The sequence below is a fragment of the Roseisolibacter agri genome (assembly GCF_030159095.1).
Classification (GTDB): domain Bacteria; phylum Gemmatimonadota; class Gemmatimonadetes; order Gemmatimonadales; family Gemmatimonadaceae; genus Roseisolibacter; species Roseisolibacter agri.
Genome location: NZ_BRXS01000002.1, coordinates 223,529 through 239,209, shown reverse-complemented (window position 1 = coordinate 239,209; position 15,681 = coordinate 223,529). Strand labels below are relative to the sequence as shown.

General features: G+C 75.4%; 30 protein-coding genes. 2 read left to right on the top strand and 28 right to left on the bottom strand.

Features of this window, described 5'->3' with window-relative positions; genetic code table 11:
- Positions 1–6 precede the first annotated feature (6 nt).
- The 6 genes from rosag_RS05865 to rosag_RS05840 form a co-directional block, all read right to left on the bottom strand.
- On the bottom strand, positions 7–891 hold the full coding sequence (locus tag rosag_RS05865; RefSeq protein ID WP_284349121.1) for an alpha/beta hydrolase: 885 nt from the start codon (positions 889–891) through the stop codon (positions 7–9).
- Positions 878–1,183: a 50S ribosome-binding protein YggL gene (locus rosag_RS05860; RefSeq protein ID WP_284349120.1), complete on the bottom strand. Its 306-nt coding sequence runs from the start codon at positions 1,181–1,183 to the stop codon at positions 878–880. Before rosag_RS05860 ends, rosag_RS05865 begins: the two co-directional genes overlap by 14 nt.
- 7 nt (positions 1,184–1,190) lie before the next feature.
- Entirely contained in the window at positions 1,191–1,532 is a 342-nt protein-coding gene (locus tag rosag_RS05855; RefSeq protein WP_284349119.1) for a hypothetical protein, read from the bottom strand.
- A gap of 62 nt (positions 1,533–1,594) precedes the next feature.
- On the bottom strand, positions 1,595–2,185 hold the full coding sequence (locus rosag_RS05850) for an ATP-binding protein (protein ID WP_284349118.1): 591 nt from the start codon (positions 2,183–2,185) through the stop codon (positions 1,595–1,597).
- A gap of 21 nt (positions 2,186–2,206) precedes the next feature.
- Positions 2,207–2,434 carry a hypothetical protein gene (locus rosag_RS05845; RefSeq protein WP_284349117.1) on the bottom strand — a complete coding sequence of 76 codons (228 nt, stop codon included), beginning with the start codon at positions 2,432–2,434 and terminating at the stop codon, positions 2,207–2,209.
- 93 nt (positions 2,435–2,527) lie between these two features.
- On the bottom strand, positions 2,528–3,499 hold the full coding sequence (locus rosag_RS05840) for a M20/M25/M40 family metallo-hydrolase (RefSeq protein WP_284349116.1): 972 nt from the start codon (positions 3,497–3,499) through the stop codon (positions 2,528–2,530).
- A gap of 84 nt (positions 3,500–3,583) precedes the next feature.
- On the opposite strand from rosag_RS05840, the gene rosag_RS05835 reads away from it, so the two are divergent.
- Complete coding sequence (locus tag rosag_RS05835) at positions 3,584–3,769, top strand: hypothetical protein (protein WP_284349115.1); 186 nt, start codon at positions 3,584–3,586, stop codon at positions 3,767–3,769.
- A gap of 30 nt (positions 3,770–3,799) precedes the next feature.
- Here the strand turns inward: rosag_RS05835 and rosag_RS05830 are convergent, their stop codons facing one another.
- From rosag_RS05830 to rosag_RS05745, 18 genes are all read right to left on the bottom strand, one after another.
- Positions 3,800–4,138: a hypothetical protein gene (locus rosag_RS05830; protein ID WP_284349114.1), complete on the bottom strand. Its 339-nt coding sequence runs from the start codon at positions 4,136–4,138 to the stop codon at positions 3,800–3,802.
- 111 nt (positions 4,139–4,249) lie between these two features.
- Positions 4,250–4,783, bottom strand: a complete 534-nt coding sequence (locus rosag_RS05825) for a GNAT family N-acetyltransferase (RefSeq protein WP_284349113.1) — start codon at positions 4,781–4,783, stop codon at positions 4,250–4,252.
- 2 nt (positions 4,784–4,785) lie between these two features.
- A complete protein-coding gene (locus rosag_RS05820) occupies positions 4,786–5,115 on the bottom strand; it encodes a hypothetical protein (protein WP_284349112.1) in 330 nt (109 codons plus the stop codon).
- A gap of 16 nt (positions 5,116–5,131) precedes the next feature.
- The gene (locus rosag_RS05815) at positions 5,132–5,626 is read right to left on the bottom strand and encodes a hypothetical protein (RefSeq protein ID WP_284349111.1); all 495 of its coding nucleotides are present in this window, start codon (positions 5,624–5,626) and stop codon (positions 5,132–5,134) included.
- A gap of 106 nt (positions 5,627–5,732) precedes the next feature.
- Positions 5,733–6,071: a hypothetical protein gene (locus rosag_RS05810; RefSeq protein ID WP_284349110.1), complete on the bottom strand. Its 339-nt coding sequence runs from the start codon at positions 6,069–6,071 to the stop codon at positions 5,733–5,735.
- Complete coding sequence (locus rosag_RS05805; protein ID WP_284349109.1) at positions 6,068–6,565, bottom strand: nuclear transport factor 2 family protein; 498 nt, start codon at positions 6,563–6,565, stop codon at positions 6,068–6,070. Before rosag_RS05805 ends, rosag_RS05810 begins: the two co-directional genes overlap by 4 nt.
- Positions 6,566–6,605: 40 nt before the next feature.
- Positions 6,606–7,109 (bottom strand): GNAT family N-acetyltransferase, encoded by a 504-nt coding sequence (locus rosag_RS05800; protein ID WP_284349108.1) that lies wholly within the window; start codon positions 7,107–7,109, stop codon positions 6,606–6,608.
- Positions 7,106–7,804, bottom strand: a complete 699-nt coding sequence (locus rosag_RS05795) for an esterase/lipase family protein (protein ID WP_284349107.1) — start codon at positions 7,802–7,804, stop codon at positions 7,106–7,108. The genes rosag_RS05800 and rosag_RS05795 overlap by 4 nt, the downstream gene beginning before the upstream one ends.
- A gap of 4 nt (positions 7,805–7,808) precedes the next feature.
- On the bottom strand, positions 7,809–8,198 hold the full coding sequence (locus rosag_RS05790) for an iron chaperone (RefSeq protein WP_284349106.1): 390 nt from the start codon (positions 8,196–8,198) through the stop codon (positions 7,809–7,811).
- Positions 8,199–8,200: 2 nt separating this feature from the next.
- Positions 8,201–8,647 (bottom strand): hypothetical protein, encoded by a 447-nt coding sequence (locus rosag_RS05785; RefSeq protein WP_284349105.1) that lies wholly within the window; start codon positions 8,645–8,647, stop codon positions 8,201–8,203.
- A 10-nt stretch (positions 8,648–8,657) separates the two neighbouring features.
- Positions 8,658–9,206 (bottom strand): CbrC family protein, encoded by a 549-nt coding sequence (locus rosag_RS05780; protein WP_284349104.1) that lies wholly within the window; start codon positions 9,204–9,206, stop codon positions 8,658–8,660.
- Between the two features lie 15 nt (positions 9,207–9,221).
- Positions 9,222–9,563, bottom strand: a complete 342-nt coding sequence (locus rosag_RS05775) for a hypothetical protein (protein ID WP_284349103.1) — start codon at positions 9,561–9,563, stop codon at positions 9,222–9,224.
- Between the two features lie 10 nt (positions 9,564–9,573).
- Positions 9,574–9,786, bottom strand: coding sequence for a Clp protease N-terminal domain-containing protein (locus rosag_RS05770; RefSeq protein ID WP_284349102.1), 213 nt, complete (start codon positions 9,784–9,786; stop codon positions 9,574–9,576).
- An 81-nt stretch (positions 9,787–9,867) separates the two neighbouring features.
- A complete protein-coding gene (locus tag rosag_RS05765) occupies positions 9,868–10,149 on the bottom strand; it encodes a hypothetical protein (RefSeq protein ID WP_284349101.1) in 282 nt (93 codons plus the stop codon).
- A gap of 160 nt (positions 10,150–10,309) precedes the next feature.
- On the bottom strand, positions 10,310–10,753 hold the full coding sequence (locus rosag_RS05760; RefSeq protein WP_284349100.1) for a GNAT family N-acetyltransferase: 444 nt from the start codon (positions 10,751–10,753) through the stop codon (positions 10,310–10,312).
- Positions 10,754–10,804: 51 nt separating this feature from the next.
- Positions 10,805–11,557 (bottom strand): VanZ family protein, encoded by a 753-nt coding sequence (locus rosag_RS05755; RefSeq protein WP_284349099.1) that lies wholly within the window; start codon positions 11,555–11,557, stop codon positions 10,805–10,807.
- Positions 11,558–11,571: 14 nt separating this feature from the next.
- Complete coding sequence (locus rosag_RS05750; RefSeq protein ID WP_284349098.1) at positions 11,572–11,943, bottom strand: DoxX family protein; 372 nt, start codon at positions 11,941–11,943, stop codon at positions 11,572–11,574.
- A 119-nt stretch (positions 11,944–12,062) separates the two neighbouring features.
- On the bottom strand, positions 12,063–12,461 hold the full coding sequence (locus rosag_RS05745; RefSeq protein ID WP_284349097.1) for a hypothetical protein: 399 nt from the start codon (positions 12,459–12,461) through the stop codon (positions 12,063–12,065).
- A gap of 153 nt (positions 12,462–12,614) precedes the next feature.
- On the opposite strand from rosag_RS05745, the gene rosag_RS05740 reads away from it, so the two are divergent.
- Positions 12,615–13,052: a hypothetical protein gene (locus rosag_RS05740; protein ID WP_284349096.1), complete on the top strand. Its 438-nt coding sequence runs from the start codon at positions 12,615–12,617 to the stop codon at positions 13,050–13,052.
- A gap of 26 nt (positions 13,053–13,078) precedes the next feature.
- Here the strand turns inward: rosag_RS05740 and rosag_RS05735 are convergent, their stop codons facing one another.
- The 4 genes from rosag_RS05735 to rosag_RS05720 form a co-directional block, all read right to left on the bottom strand.
- Complete coding sequence (locus rosag_RS05735; RefSeq protein ID WP_284349095.1) at positions 13,079–13,774, bottom strand: HAD-IA family hydrolase; 696 nt, start codon at positions 13,772–13,774, stop codon at positions 13,079–13,081.
- On the bottom strand, positions 13,771–14,400 hold the full coding sequence (locus rosag_RS05730; protein ID WP_284349094.1) for a dihydrofolate reductase family protein: 630 nt from the start codon (positions 14,398–14,400) through the stop codon (positions 13,771–13,773). Before rosag_RS05730 ends, rosag_RS05735 begins: the two co-directional genes overlap by 4 nt.
- Positions 14,401–14,643: 243 nt before the next feature.
- Positions 14,644–15,033: a hypothetical protein gene (locus rosag_RS05725; RefSeq protein ID WP_345784822.1), complete on the bottom strand. Its 390-nt coding sequence runs from the start codon at positions 15,031–15,033 to the stop codon at positions 14,644–14,646.
- A 29-nt stretch (positions 15,034–15,062) separates the two neighbouring features.
- Entirely contained in the window at positions 15,063–15,644 is a 582-nt protein-coding gene (locus rosag_RS05720; protein ID WP_284349092.1) for a YdeI/OmpD-associated family protein, read from the bottom strand.
- Positions 15,645–15,681 lie beyond the last annotated feature (37 nt).

Below are 15,681 nucleotides of genomic sequence, written 5' to 3'. Positions count from 1 at the left end.
GCGCGGCTACTTCGGCGCCGCGGGCGGGAACAGCGTGCGGAACGCGCGCAGCGCGGCCGGATGGTAGATGGTCGCGTGCGTCTCCTCAGGCATCGGAAGGTAGTGCCAGCGCAGGTCGCGGAACGCCCCGTCGCGGAGCACGTCCGCCAGCTGCCGCGTGTGCGTCGCGATCTGCGGCTCGTCGCTGTTGGCGAGGAACAGCGTCTTCGGCCCGACGTCGCGGCTGCGCAGCGTCGGGCCGGCCTGCGCGAGCAGCTGCGCGCCGTTCCACCACAGGCTCGGGTCGAGCGCGACGTACGTGTCGAACAGGTCGGGCTCGCGGAGGAAGGTCTCGACGACGAACAGGCCGGCGAGCGACTCGCCCACGATCGCGGTCTCGCCGGTCGTGCGGTAGCGCGCGCGCACGCGCGGCATCAGCTCCGCGCGGATGAACGTGCGGAACGCCGCCGACCCACCCACGCGCGGCGCGATCTTCCGGTCACTGGCGACGTCGGTGGGACCGGTCATGTCACGCCGCCGCTCGGTGTTCTCGATGCCGACCAGTATGAAGGGCCGCATCCCGCCGTTGCCGGTCAGCACCTGCACCAGCCCCGCGACGTGCAGGAAGTCCTCGGCCATCCCGCCGTCCGGCATGTAGAGCACGGGCAGCCGCACGTCGGGGCCGCGGTCGTAGCCCGGCGGCACGTACACGTTGATGCGCCGCGTCTCGCCCAGCACGGTGGACGCGATCGTGAACGTCTCCCCGATCGCCAGCGGCGCGACGCCCGCGATCGTGTCGGGCACGGACTTGCGCACGGGCACCGGCGCCGACGTCTGGGCGCGCCCCGGCGACGCGGCGAGCAGCAGGGACGCGAGCAGCGCGGCAGTGCGCGTCAGGTCAACCGATGGCATTCCGACTCTCCACGTCGGTGAGGTCCTGCAGCGGGCCGACCGTCGCCTCGACGATCTCGGCGCGCGCGTCCGCCCACGCCTCCAGCGCCTCGCGGTCGGCGTCGATCGCCTGCCCGCCGTCGCGCGAGATGACGTGGTGCCACGTCGCATCGCCACCGCCCGCGGCCGCGAGCCCGCGCGATTCCAGCACGCCGACGAACGCGTCGCGCAGCGCGCGCACTGCATCGGCGTCGAGCCCCGGCGCGAGCCGGCACGCGAAGGTGAAGCCGTACTCCGGGCAGGGCGCGCTCACGACGGCCTCACTGCGCGCGCCGCATCAGCGTCCCCACCAGGAACACCGCCACGCCGACGAGGATCGCGATGATGGCGAGCACCACGCGCGGGACGTTGCGGCGCGCGTCGCGCCGCGCGACGACGGCCGCCTCGCTCAGGTACCACGTGTCACCGCCCGGCCCGCGCAGCAGCACGCCGGCGCGCGCCAGCTCGTCGACCACCGACTCGTGGCCGACGCCGAGCGCGGCGAGCGGGCGCGCGCGCTCGGGCGCGGTCGCGCCGGCGAGCCGGAACGCGTCCGTCACGGCCTGGACGCGCTGCGCGTGCGCGGCAGCGATGATGGCGACGACGGCGCCTCCTCCGGCCATGCGGGGCTCCTGAAAGACGGTGGGTTCGTGCGTGGCTCTGCACGATGCGCGGGCCACGCGCGTCACGCCAGCGGCGTCAGTCCGAAGTGCGCGACGATCCGCTCCGCTGCCTCGTCGGCGGAGAGCGCCGTGGTCTCGAGGCGCAGCCAGTCCGGCCGACCGTCGAACGCGCCGCGCGAGTCGAGCTGGAAGCGCGCGTCGTCCTCCAGCAGGCGGCGCCGCGACGCGTCGAGGTCGCGCTTGAACGGCTTCTCCGCCAGCCGGAGCTCGGTCGTGTTGCGGCGCAGCCGCTCCGCCTGGGTCGCCTGCAGCTCCACGTACGCCACGCGGCCGCCGCGCGCCTCGAAGATCGCCGCCCACGCCGCCACCGCGGCCGCGTCGCGCGGATCGTCGAACGCCCACACGTACGTGAAGATCAGCCCGGGCAGGTCGCTCGCCGCCACCTCCTCGAACACGCGGCGGCGGAACTCGCTCACCAGGCGCTGGAACGGCGGCGTGCCGTACGCGAAGAAGCGGAGCGCGAGGTCGATCGTGTGGTGGTTGTGGAAGAGGCGCAGCCCCGTGCGCGCGGCGAGCGCGTGGCCCACGGTCATCTTGCCGACCGCGGGCGGCCCGACGAGGAAGACGAGCATCGGCGCGGCGGGGCCGGACACGTCAGGCGCTCACGCGCGCGTTCACGCGCGCGGCCGGCGCGCGACCGCGCGCTGCAGCAGGAGCGCGACGACGATGCCCACGACGACGCTCACGACGAGCGCGCGCCGCGACGGCCAGCCGCGCTGCGCGGTGAGCGTCCAGTTGAGCACGAACGCGACGAGGATGGCGGGCGCGAACGTCAGCAGCGCGTCGCGCGTCTCGCCGGATTCGGGCGGGCGCTCGGGCGGGGGTGGAGGCGTCGGGGTCACGCGAGGTGCGATCGGTCGGAGGGTCGGACTTCCTTCAGGCCGTACCATAGCGCCATGCCCGCGCGCGCGGGAATCGCCGCCGGTCGGTGCGGGTCAGCGGTCCGCCGCGCGGTCGCCCGCGGTCCGCACGATCGCCTCCGCGACGTCGACGACGCGCGCCAGCCCGCGCAGGTCGAGCCGCGCCGCGATGTCGGTCGCCCGGTGGTAGTCGCCGTGGAAGCCGGTGAAGAGCGCGACGCTCGGCACGTGCGCGTGCACGAAGCTCGCGTGGTCCGAGCGTCCGTCGAGCGTCGTCGAGTACTCCACGCGCAGGCCCGCCCCGGCCGCCGCCTGGTCGATCGCGGCGCGCACGTGCGCGGGCGCGACGGGTGCCTGCACCGTGAGCCGCGCGTCGCGCAGCCGCCCGACCATGTCGAGGTTGACCATCAGGACCATGCGCTCCCGCGCGACCGGCGCATTGTCCACGAACACCCGCGATCCGACCAGCCCCAGCTCCTCGGCGTCGAAGTGCAGGAGCAGCACCGAGCGCCGCGGTGGACGCGCCGCGAGGCGGCGCGCGAGCTCGAGGACCGCGGCGGTGCCCGAGGCGTTGTCGTCCGCGCCCGGCCGCACGGCCGAGCCGAGCTCGGGGTCGTCCGACGCCCACTCGGCGCGCCCGATGTGATCGTAGTGCGCGCCGACCACCACGTACTCGCCGCGCAGCGCGGAATCGGCGCCGGGCACCACGACGCCGACGTTCCGTCCGATCTTCCCCTGGACATGGAAGCGCTGGTAGAGGGACGGCGCGCACGACGCCTCCGCGACGCACTTCGACGGGAACGCGCCGGCGAGGCCGAGGCGCTCGTGGTGGCGCGCGATGTACGCCGCGGCCCGCTCGCTGCCGGGCGTGCCCGTCGCGCGGCCGGCGAGCGTCGGGCTGGCGAGGAACGCGACGTCGGCGGCGATGCCCTCGGGCAGCGGCGCGACGGGCCCTGCGGGCGTCGAGCGGCACGCGAGCGCCGCGCTGACGAGCAGGACCGCCGCGCCCGCGCGGCCGAGCGCACGAGCGCGCGCACGCGGCTGCATCAGGCCGGCACGTCGAAGTGTGACATCGGCAGGGGCACACCTCCTGCTCCGCTGCGGTGCACGTCTCACTGACAGGAGGTTCGGATGGCCCGCGACCGCGAGAGGATCGAGCCGCACGAGGGGGACCAGCGCTACGTGCGGCGCGACGAGCAGGGACGGTTCACGGATTCGCAGGACGACGTCGGCCGCTCGGCCGCCCAGGACCAGAAGCAGCACGCGAAGACGGCGTCCAGGAAGGGGCAGGGCGACCGCGGCGACCGCAAGTCGTAGCGACGGTGATCGGGCAGGCAGCGCGCGTGATCAGTCGCGGCGCTGCCGCTCCTTCTCCTGGCGCAGCGTCGTCCCGCACCGCGGACACGGCCCGGGTGCGGTCCACAGCGTGAGGTGGTGCCGCGCCGAGTGCGGGCAGCGCACGCCCGCGGGGATGTGGCCCGCGGCCACCGCGGCGGCGGCCGCGTGCGCGCTCGCCTCGGTGGGCCGGCCCGGGATGCGCGCGATGCGCAGCGCGCGGCAGTCGTCGCAGCTGACCCCGACGACCTGCGTCTCCGGCCCGGCCGCGTAGCCGCTCACCATGCGGTCCACGTGGTAGCCACAGCCGGGGCACGTGTAGGAGCTCGTGGACTCGACGCCGGCGCCCATCGGGTTCGAGGCGGAGTGTGGAGGCCGCCCGACCTCCGGCCGGCCGCGTGGGACTCCGCCCTCAAGATGTGGGCGCGGGCCGCCGTGCGCAGCCGGCAGCCCGGCGCGACCTCACGCCGGCCACCGATCGTCGTAGGCGGCGTAGAGGTGCTGGTCCAGCAGCACGCCGTCCTTGATCGCGCTCCGCCGCATCGTCCCCTCGCGCACGTAGCCCGCCTTCTCCAGCACCCGCCGCGACGCCGCGTTGTGCGCGAACGGCACGGCGAACACGCGCCGCAGGCCGAGCGTCGCGAACGCGTGGCCGGTCACCGCGCGCACCGCGTCCGTGACGATGCCGCGCCCCCAGTGCGCGCGCCCCAGCCAGTAGCCCAACTCGGCGCTGACGCGCTCGATGTCGTGGCCGGGCATGAGCGTGATGCCGCCGGCGACCTCGCCGTCGACCTCGATCGCGAACGCGGTCGGCGGATCCTCCGCCGCTTCGCGCACGCGCGCGATGTACGCCTCCGCATCGGAGAGCGCGTATGGATGCGGGAAGCGGTCGCGCAGGTTGAGCCAGATCTCGCGGTCGTTCGCGTGGCGTGCGAGCGCCGCGGCGTCGCCGGGCCGCGGCGGGCGCAGGCGGCACGTCGGGCAGACGAGCTCCATGGTCAGCGCGCGACGAGGTCCACGCGCAGCGAGTCGAGCGTCGCCGTCACCACCTCGAACGCGAAGCGTCCCTGCGCGTCCGTCGGGCCGAAGCTGCCGGTCACGTCGACGGCGCCGGAGTCCGTGGGCAGGCAGGTCGTCGGGAACGCGCGCGCCTGCACGATCACGCCCGACACCGGCGTCGCGTCCGCGGTCGCGACGGTGGCCGCGACGCGCAGCCGGAACGGCGGCAGCGCCGGCGGGCAGCCGCAGCCGTCCGTGGGAACCACGCACGCCGCGGCGAGGCCGAGCTGCGCGCCGAGCAGCGCGCCGAGCACCGGGACCGTTCGCATGCGCGTCCCCCGTGCGTCAGAGCCCCCACAACCCGCGCTGCTGGAACGCGTCGTCCAGGAGCATCCCGTACGGACGTGGACGACCGTCGGGCCGCGCGACGAGCCAGTACGGGCCGAAGCGCGTCACGAGCACGCCGCGGCCGGCCGGCGCGGCCCCGAACGACCGCGCGTACGCCGCGGCGGCGCGCCGGCAGACCTCGGGATCGTCGCTGAAGCGCACGCTGTCGCCGGCGGCCAGCACCGGCGCCGTGATCCCGACGCCCGCGCGCATCTTCGCCGGCCCCGGCTCCGTCGAGGCGGCGATGCGCCGGAACGCGTCGATCACCTCCAGCGAGTCGAGCCGCGTCGTGCCGCAGCCCGCGGCGCTCGCGATCGCCGCGGACGCCGACGGCGTCGATGCGGCGCCGTCCGGGCGCGCCGTCGCGCAGGCGGCGAGCACGAACGATCCTGCGATCGCGGTGATGAGGGCGAGTGGGGAGGCGTCGGGACGTGCGGAGCGGGTCGCGGACATGGGGCGTGTGCGGGACGTGAGGCGGCCGTGGCCGACGTCGGCCGGCGCCACGACATCATGCGCGTGCGGGCGTGCTCGTGGCAACGCCGGCTCGCGCATCGTCCGATCAGCGGCGGCGCCGGGCGCGCGTCGTCGCCGCGTGCACCGCGGCGGCCAGCAGCGCGTAGAGCGCCGCGTCCACCGTGAGCGCACCCTCGTGCAGGTGGTCCATGCCGAGCAGCGCGCCCACGAGGTCCGCGCTGCCGACGGGCGAGATGCCGTGGTGGTCGGAGATGTAGGGCAGCGGGAAGCCGCGCACCAGCACGGGCCGCGCGCACGACGCGGGCGCCGGCGGGCAGTCCCAATCCTGCACCTCGAGCCGCGTGCCGCGCACCACGCTCGACGCGAGCGCGAGGACGATGCCGAGCAGCGTGCAGGCGACGAGCGCGCGAAGGCCGCGGATCACGTCGAGTCGGGCCGCTCGGTCGACGCGATCGCCGTCATCCGCCACTCGCCGCCCTGCTTCTCGTAGACCGAGAGCCACGCGTACCGCAGGCGCTCCACGACCGGCGCGCCACCGGTCGGCGACGCCGACGTCACGTGCACGCGCTTCTCGACGATCACGTACGCCATGCGGCCGTCGGGCGAGATGCGGATCCGCGGCGGCGCGACGTCGTCCCACGCCTGGAACGTCGACGCGTCGAAGTACGACTGGAAGGACGCCCGCGTGCGCTCGCGCGTGGCGGTGGAGACGCGGCCGTTCGACACGCTCAGCATCGTGTCCGCCTGGCTGCCGACGATCAGCGCCGCGCGGCGCTCCAGGTGCGCGGTACGCTGCTCCGCGTGCAGCCGCAGCAGCGCCGCGCGGTCGGCCGCATCGTCGGCGGGCGTGCGGCGCGTCGCGGCGCTGGCGCAGCCGCCGAGCAGCGCCGCGAGAAGGAGTCGGGCGAGTGGGCGCACGATCGGTGCGGTGGGGGGCGACGACGGAGTCACGCGAGCATCATGCATCGTCGAGCGGCGGCTTCGCGAGCACGACCGACGTCTCGATCTGGCGCGGCGACACCGTCCAGTACCGCCGCAGCAGCGCCGCCGTCTCGTGCGCCGGCACCAGCGTGTAGCCGTGCCGCTCGTAGAAGCGGATCGCCCACGTCGCGTCCGCCCACGTGCCGATCAGGATCCGCCGCCCCCCGAGCGCTTCGAGGTGCGCGAGCAGCCGCCCGCCGATGCCGTGCCCCTGCCGGTCCGGCCGGACGTAGGCGTGCCGCACCAGATGGACGTCCTGCACCGGCTGGATGCCCATCACCCCGGCGAGCGCGCCGTCCTCGTCCTCGCATCCCCAGAACGCCACGCCCGCGGCGACGTCGCGCGCGAGCTGCTCGGCCGACATGTACGGCTCGTGCCAGCAGTCCGCGGGGATCACGCCGCGATAGCGTTCGGCGGCCGCGTTCACGATGGCGCGGATCGCGGCGTGTTCGTCGGGGCGGCAGCGGCGGATCGTGCTCACGGTGGCGACGGGTCGGGACGCGGGCGGTCCGGCATGAACCGTCCGTGCGCGAGGAAGGCGAAGATGCGCGCGTGCACGTCGGGCGCGAGCATCAGGAAGGTGTGCCCGCGCGCGACCGCGCTGAAGTCCGTCATCCCCGCGAGCCGCGTGCTCGCGACCGAGACCTTGCCGTCGTGCGGCCGCGGCATCCACCGCCCGAAGAGCGGATTCCAGTTGCGCGTGCCGGCGACGACGCCGACCTCGATGCCCGCCGGCAGCGCGCCGAGCTGGCGCGCGACCGACTCCGGCCCGGTGCCGAGCGCCAGGAACGCGGGACCGAGCACGCGCCGCGTGACGCGCCAGGCGCGCAGCCGATCCGCGAGCTCGGAGCCCTGGTTCGGCGGCGCGAGCATGACGATGCGCCCCAGGCGATGCCGCCACGCGGACGCCGCCGGCAGCTCCAGGCTCGCCCGCACGACGATGCCGCCGAGCGAGTGCGTGACGAGATGCACCGGGCCCACGCCCTGCGCGGCGAGCTGCGCGAGCCGGTCCGCGAGGCCGGCGGCGTGCATCGCGACCGTCCCGCGCCGCGAGCGGTAGCCCCAGTTCACCACCGCGTAGCCGCGACGGCGCGCGGCCCACGCGAGCGGCGCCATCGACCAGCGCGTCCGCCCCAGCCCGTGCACCAGCACGACGGTCCCGCGCTCCTGCTGCACGCGGCTACGACTTCGGCACGCGCTTCGACGCGCGCTTCGGCGCGCGCTTCGCGCCGTTCTCCCGCACGCGGAACGCGACGATCGCGGCCACCAGGTCGAGCGGCAGCGGCGCGTCGTGCGGGAACTGCACGGAGCCCTTCGCCTGCCGGTACGACGCGAGCGCGTCCGCGAACGCCGTGATCCCGCTCGGCCCCGGATAGAACCCGATGTGGTGCGCGAACGCGGCGAAGTGCACCAGGTTCCCGCCCTGGTGGAAGGTCGGGATGCGGTAGGCGATGCGCTCCGTCGCCTGCGGCGCGTGCGCGCGGATCGTGCGGCGCATCGCGACGAGCCGCTCCTGGATCGGCGCGGGGAAGCCGGCGATGTAGTCGTCGATCGGGTCCGGGGTCGGCATGGTCAGCCCACGCGTGAGTCGCCCGCGCGGCGCGCACGCACGGCGCGCGCGAACAGCACGCCGTAGAGCGCCACCAGCGGCCAGAACGCCCGCGCGGGCGCGGCCGGCGAGCCGTGGAGCCCGCGCGCCGTCACGAGCGCGAGCAGCGCGGCGAAGAGCACGAGGCGCACGACGGTCCGACCACCGGCGCCGCGCGCCGCGACGGCGCGACTCACGGCGTGGAGCACGGCGCCGGCGGCGCCCGCGGCCGCGCCGGCGGCGAGCACGGTCACCGTGCCGCCCAGCGTCAGCGCGCGCGGCGCATCGGTCGCGAGCGCGATCGCGCGCATCACCGCGCGTCCGCCGACGCCGAGGACGAGCAGGCCGATCCACGTGCCCAGGAGCACTTCGTGGAGCAGCGCGCGCGTGCGCGTCCCGCGTGCGACCGTGACGGTGTGCGCGATGGCCATGTAACCCTCCTCAGTCGACGTCGCTGTAGCCGCCGAGCTGCCCGCAGTGGCGGCAGCGGAAGACGTACGCCGTGGGCGCGTGGTCGCGATCGAGCGCGGCGAGGTAGTCGTCCCAGTCCGCGCCGGCGAAGCCCGCGTCCGCGCGGATCGCGGGCAGCGCCGCCGCCCATTCGGCCTGCAGCTCCACCGCGCCGGCCGGTCCGAGATACTGCGCCGCGTCGCCGCAGTGCGTCCACCAGCGCTCCTGCTGCCAGCCGCTGAAGCCCGGCGTGCGCTGCGAGACCTCCGCGACGACCGACGCTGGCACCGGATCCCACGCGCCGTAGTCGCCCACGCCTTCCGGATCCACGAACTCGGCGTCGAAGCGCGCGGCCGCCGATCCGTCGGCGATGCACCACGGGCACAGCGCGTCGTCGAGCGCCTCGTCCGCGTACACCGGTCCCGCGTACACGTAGCCGCGCGGGCGGCGGCAGCAGCGGCACGTCGCGTCCGAGCGCGCGACGCTGCCCGTCGCGAGCGGGTCGGGATGGTAGCGGAAGGTCGGGAGCGGATCGCTCATGGACGGCTCCACGCGTCAGCGGGCCGGGGTCGGGACGACGCACTCCCAGTGGGCGCGCACGTCGCAGCCGCCCGTGACCGCGACGTCCTCGTAGCGCACCACGATGGCGTGCTGCGCGTGCACGCGCACGGGCGCGCGGGCATCGGCGGCGAGCACCGCGCGCGCGGCGCGCGCCATCTCCAGCGCGTGGGCGATCTGCGCGTCCGCGCTCCAGCGCGTGGCGCCCACGCCGCGCAGGACGAGATGCACGCGCCCCGCGCCCAGGCTGCACGTCAGCCCGCCCGCGGGCGCCAGCTGCCGCTCGATCGCATCGAGCACGCCGGGGTAGCGCGTGACCCCGAACCGGAAGCGCGCCATGGCGCCGCGGTCAGGGACGCGGCCGGGCGTCCGCGAGCAGCTGCTCCACGCGGTCGGCCGTGACGCCGAGATGCCCGAGGATCTGCGCGGCGGGGCCCGTGCGCTCCGCGAGGAGGCCGAGCAGCAGGTGCTCCGTGCCGACGAACTCGTCGCCGCGCGCCGCCGCGGTGCCCTCGGCCAGCGTGAGCGCGCGCTGCGCCCGGGTCGTGTACGGACGATCCATCCGGCCCTCCCGCTCGTGAGTTGGTGCGCCGACGCAGCGCCGCGGCGCTGCGTCAGCTGCAACGCCTGGTCGGCCCGTGCGTCAGCGCGGCACGGGCGGCGGCTCGGTCAGGTACGACCACGTGTCGCCGTGGACCGCCGCGCGCGCGGTCGAGGACGCGATGCCGTAGCGTGTCGCCTGCCGCTCGAAGAACGCCGCGGGCAGCCGCTCCGCGTCCGCGTGCCGCTCCAGCCATGCCCAGGCCGCGCGGCGCATCGCCGACGCCTGCCGCTCGGTCAGGCGCGCCATCCCGTGCGCGGCTCCCAGGCGGGCCTTCGCCTCCCCCGTGCCGGCACGGCCGGCGCGCGCGTGCTGCGTGCTCATGTCGGTTCCTCCCCTCGGGTACCGTCGTCGGTGACCCCCTCGTCCGGTGACGCGGGACGCGGAGGATGTTCGCGCGTCTCGCCCCCGGAGGCAACGGTCGCGGCGCTTCCACGCGCGCCGCGCGGGCGGGATCGACGCGATCGGCGGGCGTCTGTCGCCATCAGCGTGCTGTCGCGTGCTTGATGAAGCGGCGCTCGTCCAGCGCGTAGCCGAGCGCCTGGTAGAAGGCGTGGGCGCCGGGACGGTGATCGCCGCTCGTCACCTCCACCCGCCGCGCGCCGACGCGCCAGGCCCACGCCTCCGCCGCCTGCACCAGCGCCCGCCCGACGCCGCGGCCCTGCGCCTCCCCACGCACCGCGAGCGCGGTGAGGCGCACGAGCCGCCCGGTCGTGTGGAAGAGCGGCAGCGCGTGCGCGCTCACGACGCCGTGCAGCGCCGCGCCCGGCGCCCCACCCGCGACGAGCACCACGTCCACGTCGCTCGCCGCGAACGCCGTGAGCCGCTCGGCCACCAGTGCGGGCGGCGTGTCGTAGCCGAGCACCGCGAGACAGGCCGCGATCTCGGGCGCGTCGGCGATCTCCGCGTGGCGGACGGGGATGCTCATGGACGTCGGTCAGCTGCAACGCCACACGGGCCGCGCACGCGAGGCCATCGCTCAGAACCGGAGCCGGTACACGAGGTAGCCGCCGCCCGCGCCCAGCGCCGCGGCCCCGGCGACGGCCGGCACGTAGGCGATCGGGTGCGCGAGCGACTCGCCGTCGCGCAGCGCGAGCGCGAGGCCGCCGGCCATCGCCGCGCCGCCGAGCACCGCGCCACCGAGCACGTAGGGCCAGGCTGGCGGGCGGCGCGGTGTGGGCGCGTGCAGCAGCGGCGCGTCCGTCATCGGTGCGAGCGTCGCGGATCGGCCGACGACGCCCGCCGGCGCCGGACGCTGCGCATCGGCCGGCGTGGGCGCGAGCGTCGCGCTCGCGAGCAGGAGCACGGCCTGCACGGAGGAGCGGCGCATCGCGAGCGCTCCCGCCAGGCGCCGTGCGGCCCGCACGCCGAGGTACACGCCGAGGTAGGAGCACGCGAGGTCCGCGACGGAGAGCGTGCGGCCCGGGAAGAGCGCCTGCGACGCCTCCTCGAGCGTGATCCCCACCGCGACGAGGACGCCCGCCAGCGACAGCGTCCACGCCCCGAGCCGGACGATGCGGCCCTGCAGCGCCAGATCGCACACGAACGCGAGCGCGGCCAGCAGCACGACGTGGCCGACCTTGTCGCCGCCGGGCCACGCGTAGAGCCGCTGGATCGCGGTCGGCAGCGCACGTCGGTCCGCGGCGACCACGATCGCGGCGAACGCGACGAGCGCCACGCCAGCCAGCGCCACGACGAGCGTGCGTGCGAGTCGGTGCGGCGGGACGACCATGGCTGCGGCGTGCCTCAAACGATCGGCCGCAGGACCAGCCGGCCGTACGCGATGAACGCCATCACGAGCCCCAGCACGGCGCTCATGACGATGGACGGGACCTCGGCGTACTTCACGTGCACGCCGATGAACACGAGGCTCTCGAGCGCCAGCAGCGCGGCGGCGACTCCGGTGAGCGCGGGACGCCAGTGGAGGGCGGCGGGGACGATGAGCCCCACCACGCAGACGAGCTCCAGGACGCCGAGGGCCATCCAGACCTCGCGCGGCAGCGCGCCGAAGGAGGGCACCTCTGCGCTGATCCTGTCGAACATGAAGAGCTTCATGACGCCGGACGCGCCGTACACGAGCGCGGCGAGGCCCTGCAGGACCCACAACAGGATGTGCATCGCGTGTCTTCTCGGGGTGTCCGCGCTCGGCGCGCGTGGCGAGAGGCGATCATAGGGCCGCGGCGCGCCATCGCGCCAGCTCGCCCAGGTGGTAGCCGAGGTGCGCGGTCAGCGCCTCGTCAGCGTGCGGGTGCCCGCGCGGGTGCCCGCGGGTGCCAGCGCACCTGCGCGCCCTGCGGCGCGAGCGTGATCGCGAGCCCGACCGCCGCCCCCAGGCCGGCGCCGAGCACCGCGGCCGCATAGATCGGCGCGGGGTCGTCGCAGGCGTCGCAGCTCGAGTGCCCGATGCCGTAGCCCACCGCGCCGCCGACCGCGGCGCCCACGAGCGCGTTGCGGATCCACGGTCGCCGGCGCGCGCCGTCGCGCGCGCGAGCCATCGGTTGAAGCGCGTGCGCGTCGCGCGCCGGTCGCGCGCGCGGCGGCGTGGCCGCGACGGGCGCCGTGCGTCGCTGCGCGTCGAGCGTCGTGGGGGCCGCGCACAGGGCGCCGGCGAGGAGGAGGATGAGGAGGGTGCGCATGCGCGCGGCGCTCATGGCGCGCGCTCCGGACGCGCACTTGCGAGGTCCGGGGCGCGGCGCCCGATTGAAGGCGTCGGTCGGGAAGGATGCACGACGCTGGCGTCGGAGGCGAGCATGCGGAAGTGGCGGCGACGCGTTCGCGGAGCGATCGGGATGGGCGTCACCTGGGCGGTCGCCTGGTCCGCCGTGGGTCTCGTCCCGCGCTGGGTGCTCGGCTTCACGCCCGACGCACCGTTCCCGCTGATCTTCGGCGTCTTCGGCTTCATCGCCGGGATCGTCTTCGCCGCGCTCCTCGCGCTGACCGAGGGCCGCCGCCGGTTCGAGCAGATGTCGCTGCCGCGCTTCGCGGCGTGGGGCGCCGTGGGCGGCCTGCTGCTCTCGGCCTTCTTCGTCTGGCGGGCGTCGCTCGGCGGGAGCGAGGTGCTGGCGATCCACGCCGCGTTCGCGGTGGCGTGCGCGGTGTGCGCCGCCGGCTCGCTCGCGCTGGCCAGGCGCGCGAGTCGGCGCGAGCTGCCTGGCGGTCGCGGCGATGCCATCGAGCGCACGCTCGGCGAATCCGGGACGCAGCGGCTGCGTGGCGGCGGCGACTGATCGCGCGCGTCAGCTGCAACGCGGCGTCAGACGTCGGCCGACGCGTGCCCGGGCTTCGCGGCGAGCGTGTACTGCACGCCACCGTCCGGATGCGCGGCGCGCGTCACCTGGAGCGCGGCCAGCGTGGGCACCACCAGGTCCGCCCCCGCCACCTCCGACGCGGAGTGCGTCGTCGTGAGCGCGACGCAGGCCATGCCCGCGGCGCGCGCCGCGGCGATGCCCGCCGGCGCGTCCTCGAGGACCACGCACGCCGCGGGCGGCCAGCCGAGTCGGGCCGCCGCCGCGAGGTAGCCCTCGGGGTCCGGCTTGCCGCGCGCGATCTCGTCGGCCGCGATTAGCACGGGCGGCACCGGCAGGTCGCTCGCCCGCAGCCGGGCCACGGCCACGGCGCGCACGCCCGACGTCGCGATCGCCCATGCGTCGCTCGGCAGGCTGGCCAGCAGGGCGGCCGCTCCCGGCGCGGCCACGACGCCCGCCGTGTCCCCCGCCTCGGCCGCCACGAGCCAGGCCAGCTCCGCCTCGGCGTCGAGCTGCGGCGCCACCGCGCGGATGGTGTCCACGGCCCGGCGCCCGTGGACGACGCGCAGGAGCGCATCGGCATCGAGCGCGTGGCGCGCGGCCCAGCGGCGCCAGTGCATCTCCACGGAAGCGGTGGAGTCCGCGAGGACGCCATCCAGGTCGAAGAGCAGGGCGCGGGCGTGCAGCACGACGGGCGCCGTCACGGACGCACGTAGCGCAGGTGCGTGGCGTCGGGCCCATCGAGCACGCGGTCGATGCGGAGCTGCGGGCCGGGATCGCGCAGGTTCTCGAAGAGGCGCCGCCCGCCGCCGAACAGCACCAGTGCGAGGGCGATCTCCAGCTCGTCGACGGCGCCGAGGTTGAGGTACTGCTGGATCACGTCCGCGCCGCCCGCGATGCGCACGTCGCGATCACCGGCGGCTTCGCGCGCCAGCTCCAGCGCGCGCTCCGGCCCGTCGTTGACGAAGTGGAAGGTCGTCCCGCCGGGCCGCACCCAGGGCTCGCGCTGCTCGTGCGTGAGCACGTAGACCGGCGTGTGGAACGGCGCGTCCTCCGGCCACGCGACCTCGCCCTGATCGAACATCCGCTTGCCCATGATGTTGGCGCCGATGCGCTCCATGGTGTGGCGCACGTGGTCGTTCACCGGGCCGGTCTCGCCGCCGGGTCCGAAGCCGAGGTTCTCGCGGAAGTGCTGCTGCTTGAGGATCCACCTCATCATCGCGCCCCACTTGGCGCCCCAGTTCAGGTACCCGGGGTCGTCCATGCGCATGCCTTCCGGCGCCATGTAGCCGTCGAGGCTCAGCCCGATGTTGACGAAGACCCTGCTCACGATGCTCCTCTCGCGTGTTCGGATGTCGGTACCGGTGCGATGCCCACGTGCAGCCGGGAAGGAAGCTATCAGCGCCGACGCGCCGCCGGCCGCCCGCACGCGCTGCCGGACGTGGGCGGCGACAGGCGGCGATCGCCAGGAGCGCGGGCCGCGGGACGACGGGCCACCACCAGGGCGGCGGGCGCGCGGTGCGATCGTCTTGCCAACGCCCGAGGTCAGCTGCGAGCGAACCCGGGATGCGCGTCAGGCGATCGCCTCGTAGGGCAGCGCCGCCTCGTCCACCCCGACGAAGTCCGGCGCGGGATCGACGGTGAGCTGCACCGCCGCGATGACGCTGCGGCCCTCGAGGTAGGCCTTCGCGACGCGGTGCATGCCGTCCATCACCCGGCCGTCCGCGCCCAGGATGATCGGGTAGCGCAGGTCCGCCGCAGCGATCAGCCGCGCGTGCTCGGCGACGGCGCGGCACGTCGCCGCCTCGCTCCCACCGCCGAACCAGAACGGCTCGTCCAGCTCGCGGATGGCGGCGAGGGGCACCTCGCGTGCGGGGAGGCCGGCCGTCAGCGCGATGAGCCGATCCACGTCCCACGCGAGCAGGCCAGTCGCGGACTGCCGCAGGTGGTACTGCTTCCGCATGAGCACCGGAGTCGAGGCGTGTGGGGCCGCTATGGATGCAGCGTCTCCCCGCGCTGCAGCATCGCGACGAAATCGGCGATCCGGCGCGCGCGCGTCTCCGGCCTGACCGCCGTCTGGATGCGGTAGAGGATCGCGTACCGGTTCGCGCCCTTCAACGTCTCGAAGAAGGCGCTCGCCTCCGGATGCTCGGCGAGCGCCGCGCGGAGGTCGTCCGGCACGGTCATCGTGCCCGGTGAATCGTAGGCGCGGTCCCACCGGCCGTCGGCCCTGGCGGCTTCGACGGCGGCCAGCCCCGCGGCGTGCATCTCGCCGGCTGCGACCAGACGCTCCACATGCTCGCGGTTCCGCTTCGACCAGGGACTGCGCTTCTGCCGCGGGGTGAACTTCTGGAGGAAGGAATCCGCGTCGAAGCTCTTCTTCTGCCCGTCGATCCAGCCGAAGCAGAGGGCGAGATCGAGCGCTTCCGCATAGGTCACGGATCGCAGCGGCGATCCGGCCTTCGCGATCCGCAGCCAGAGACCCGGCTGGGAGGCATGATGCGCAGCGAGCCACGCCCGGAACGCGGTGCGGTCAGGGAAGAGAAGAATCGGGTAGTCGGGCGCCGGAGCCACGTTCGGTCGACGGAGAGATGGGTGCCGCACACCGGCG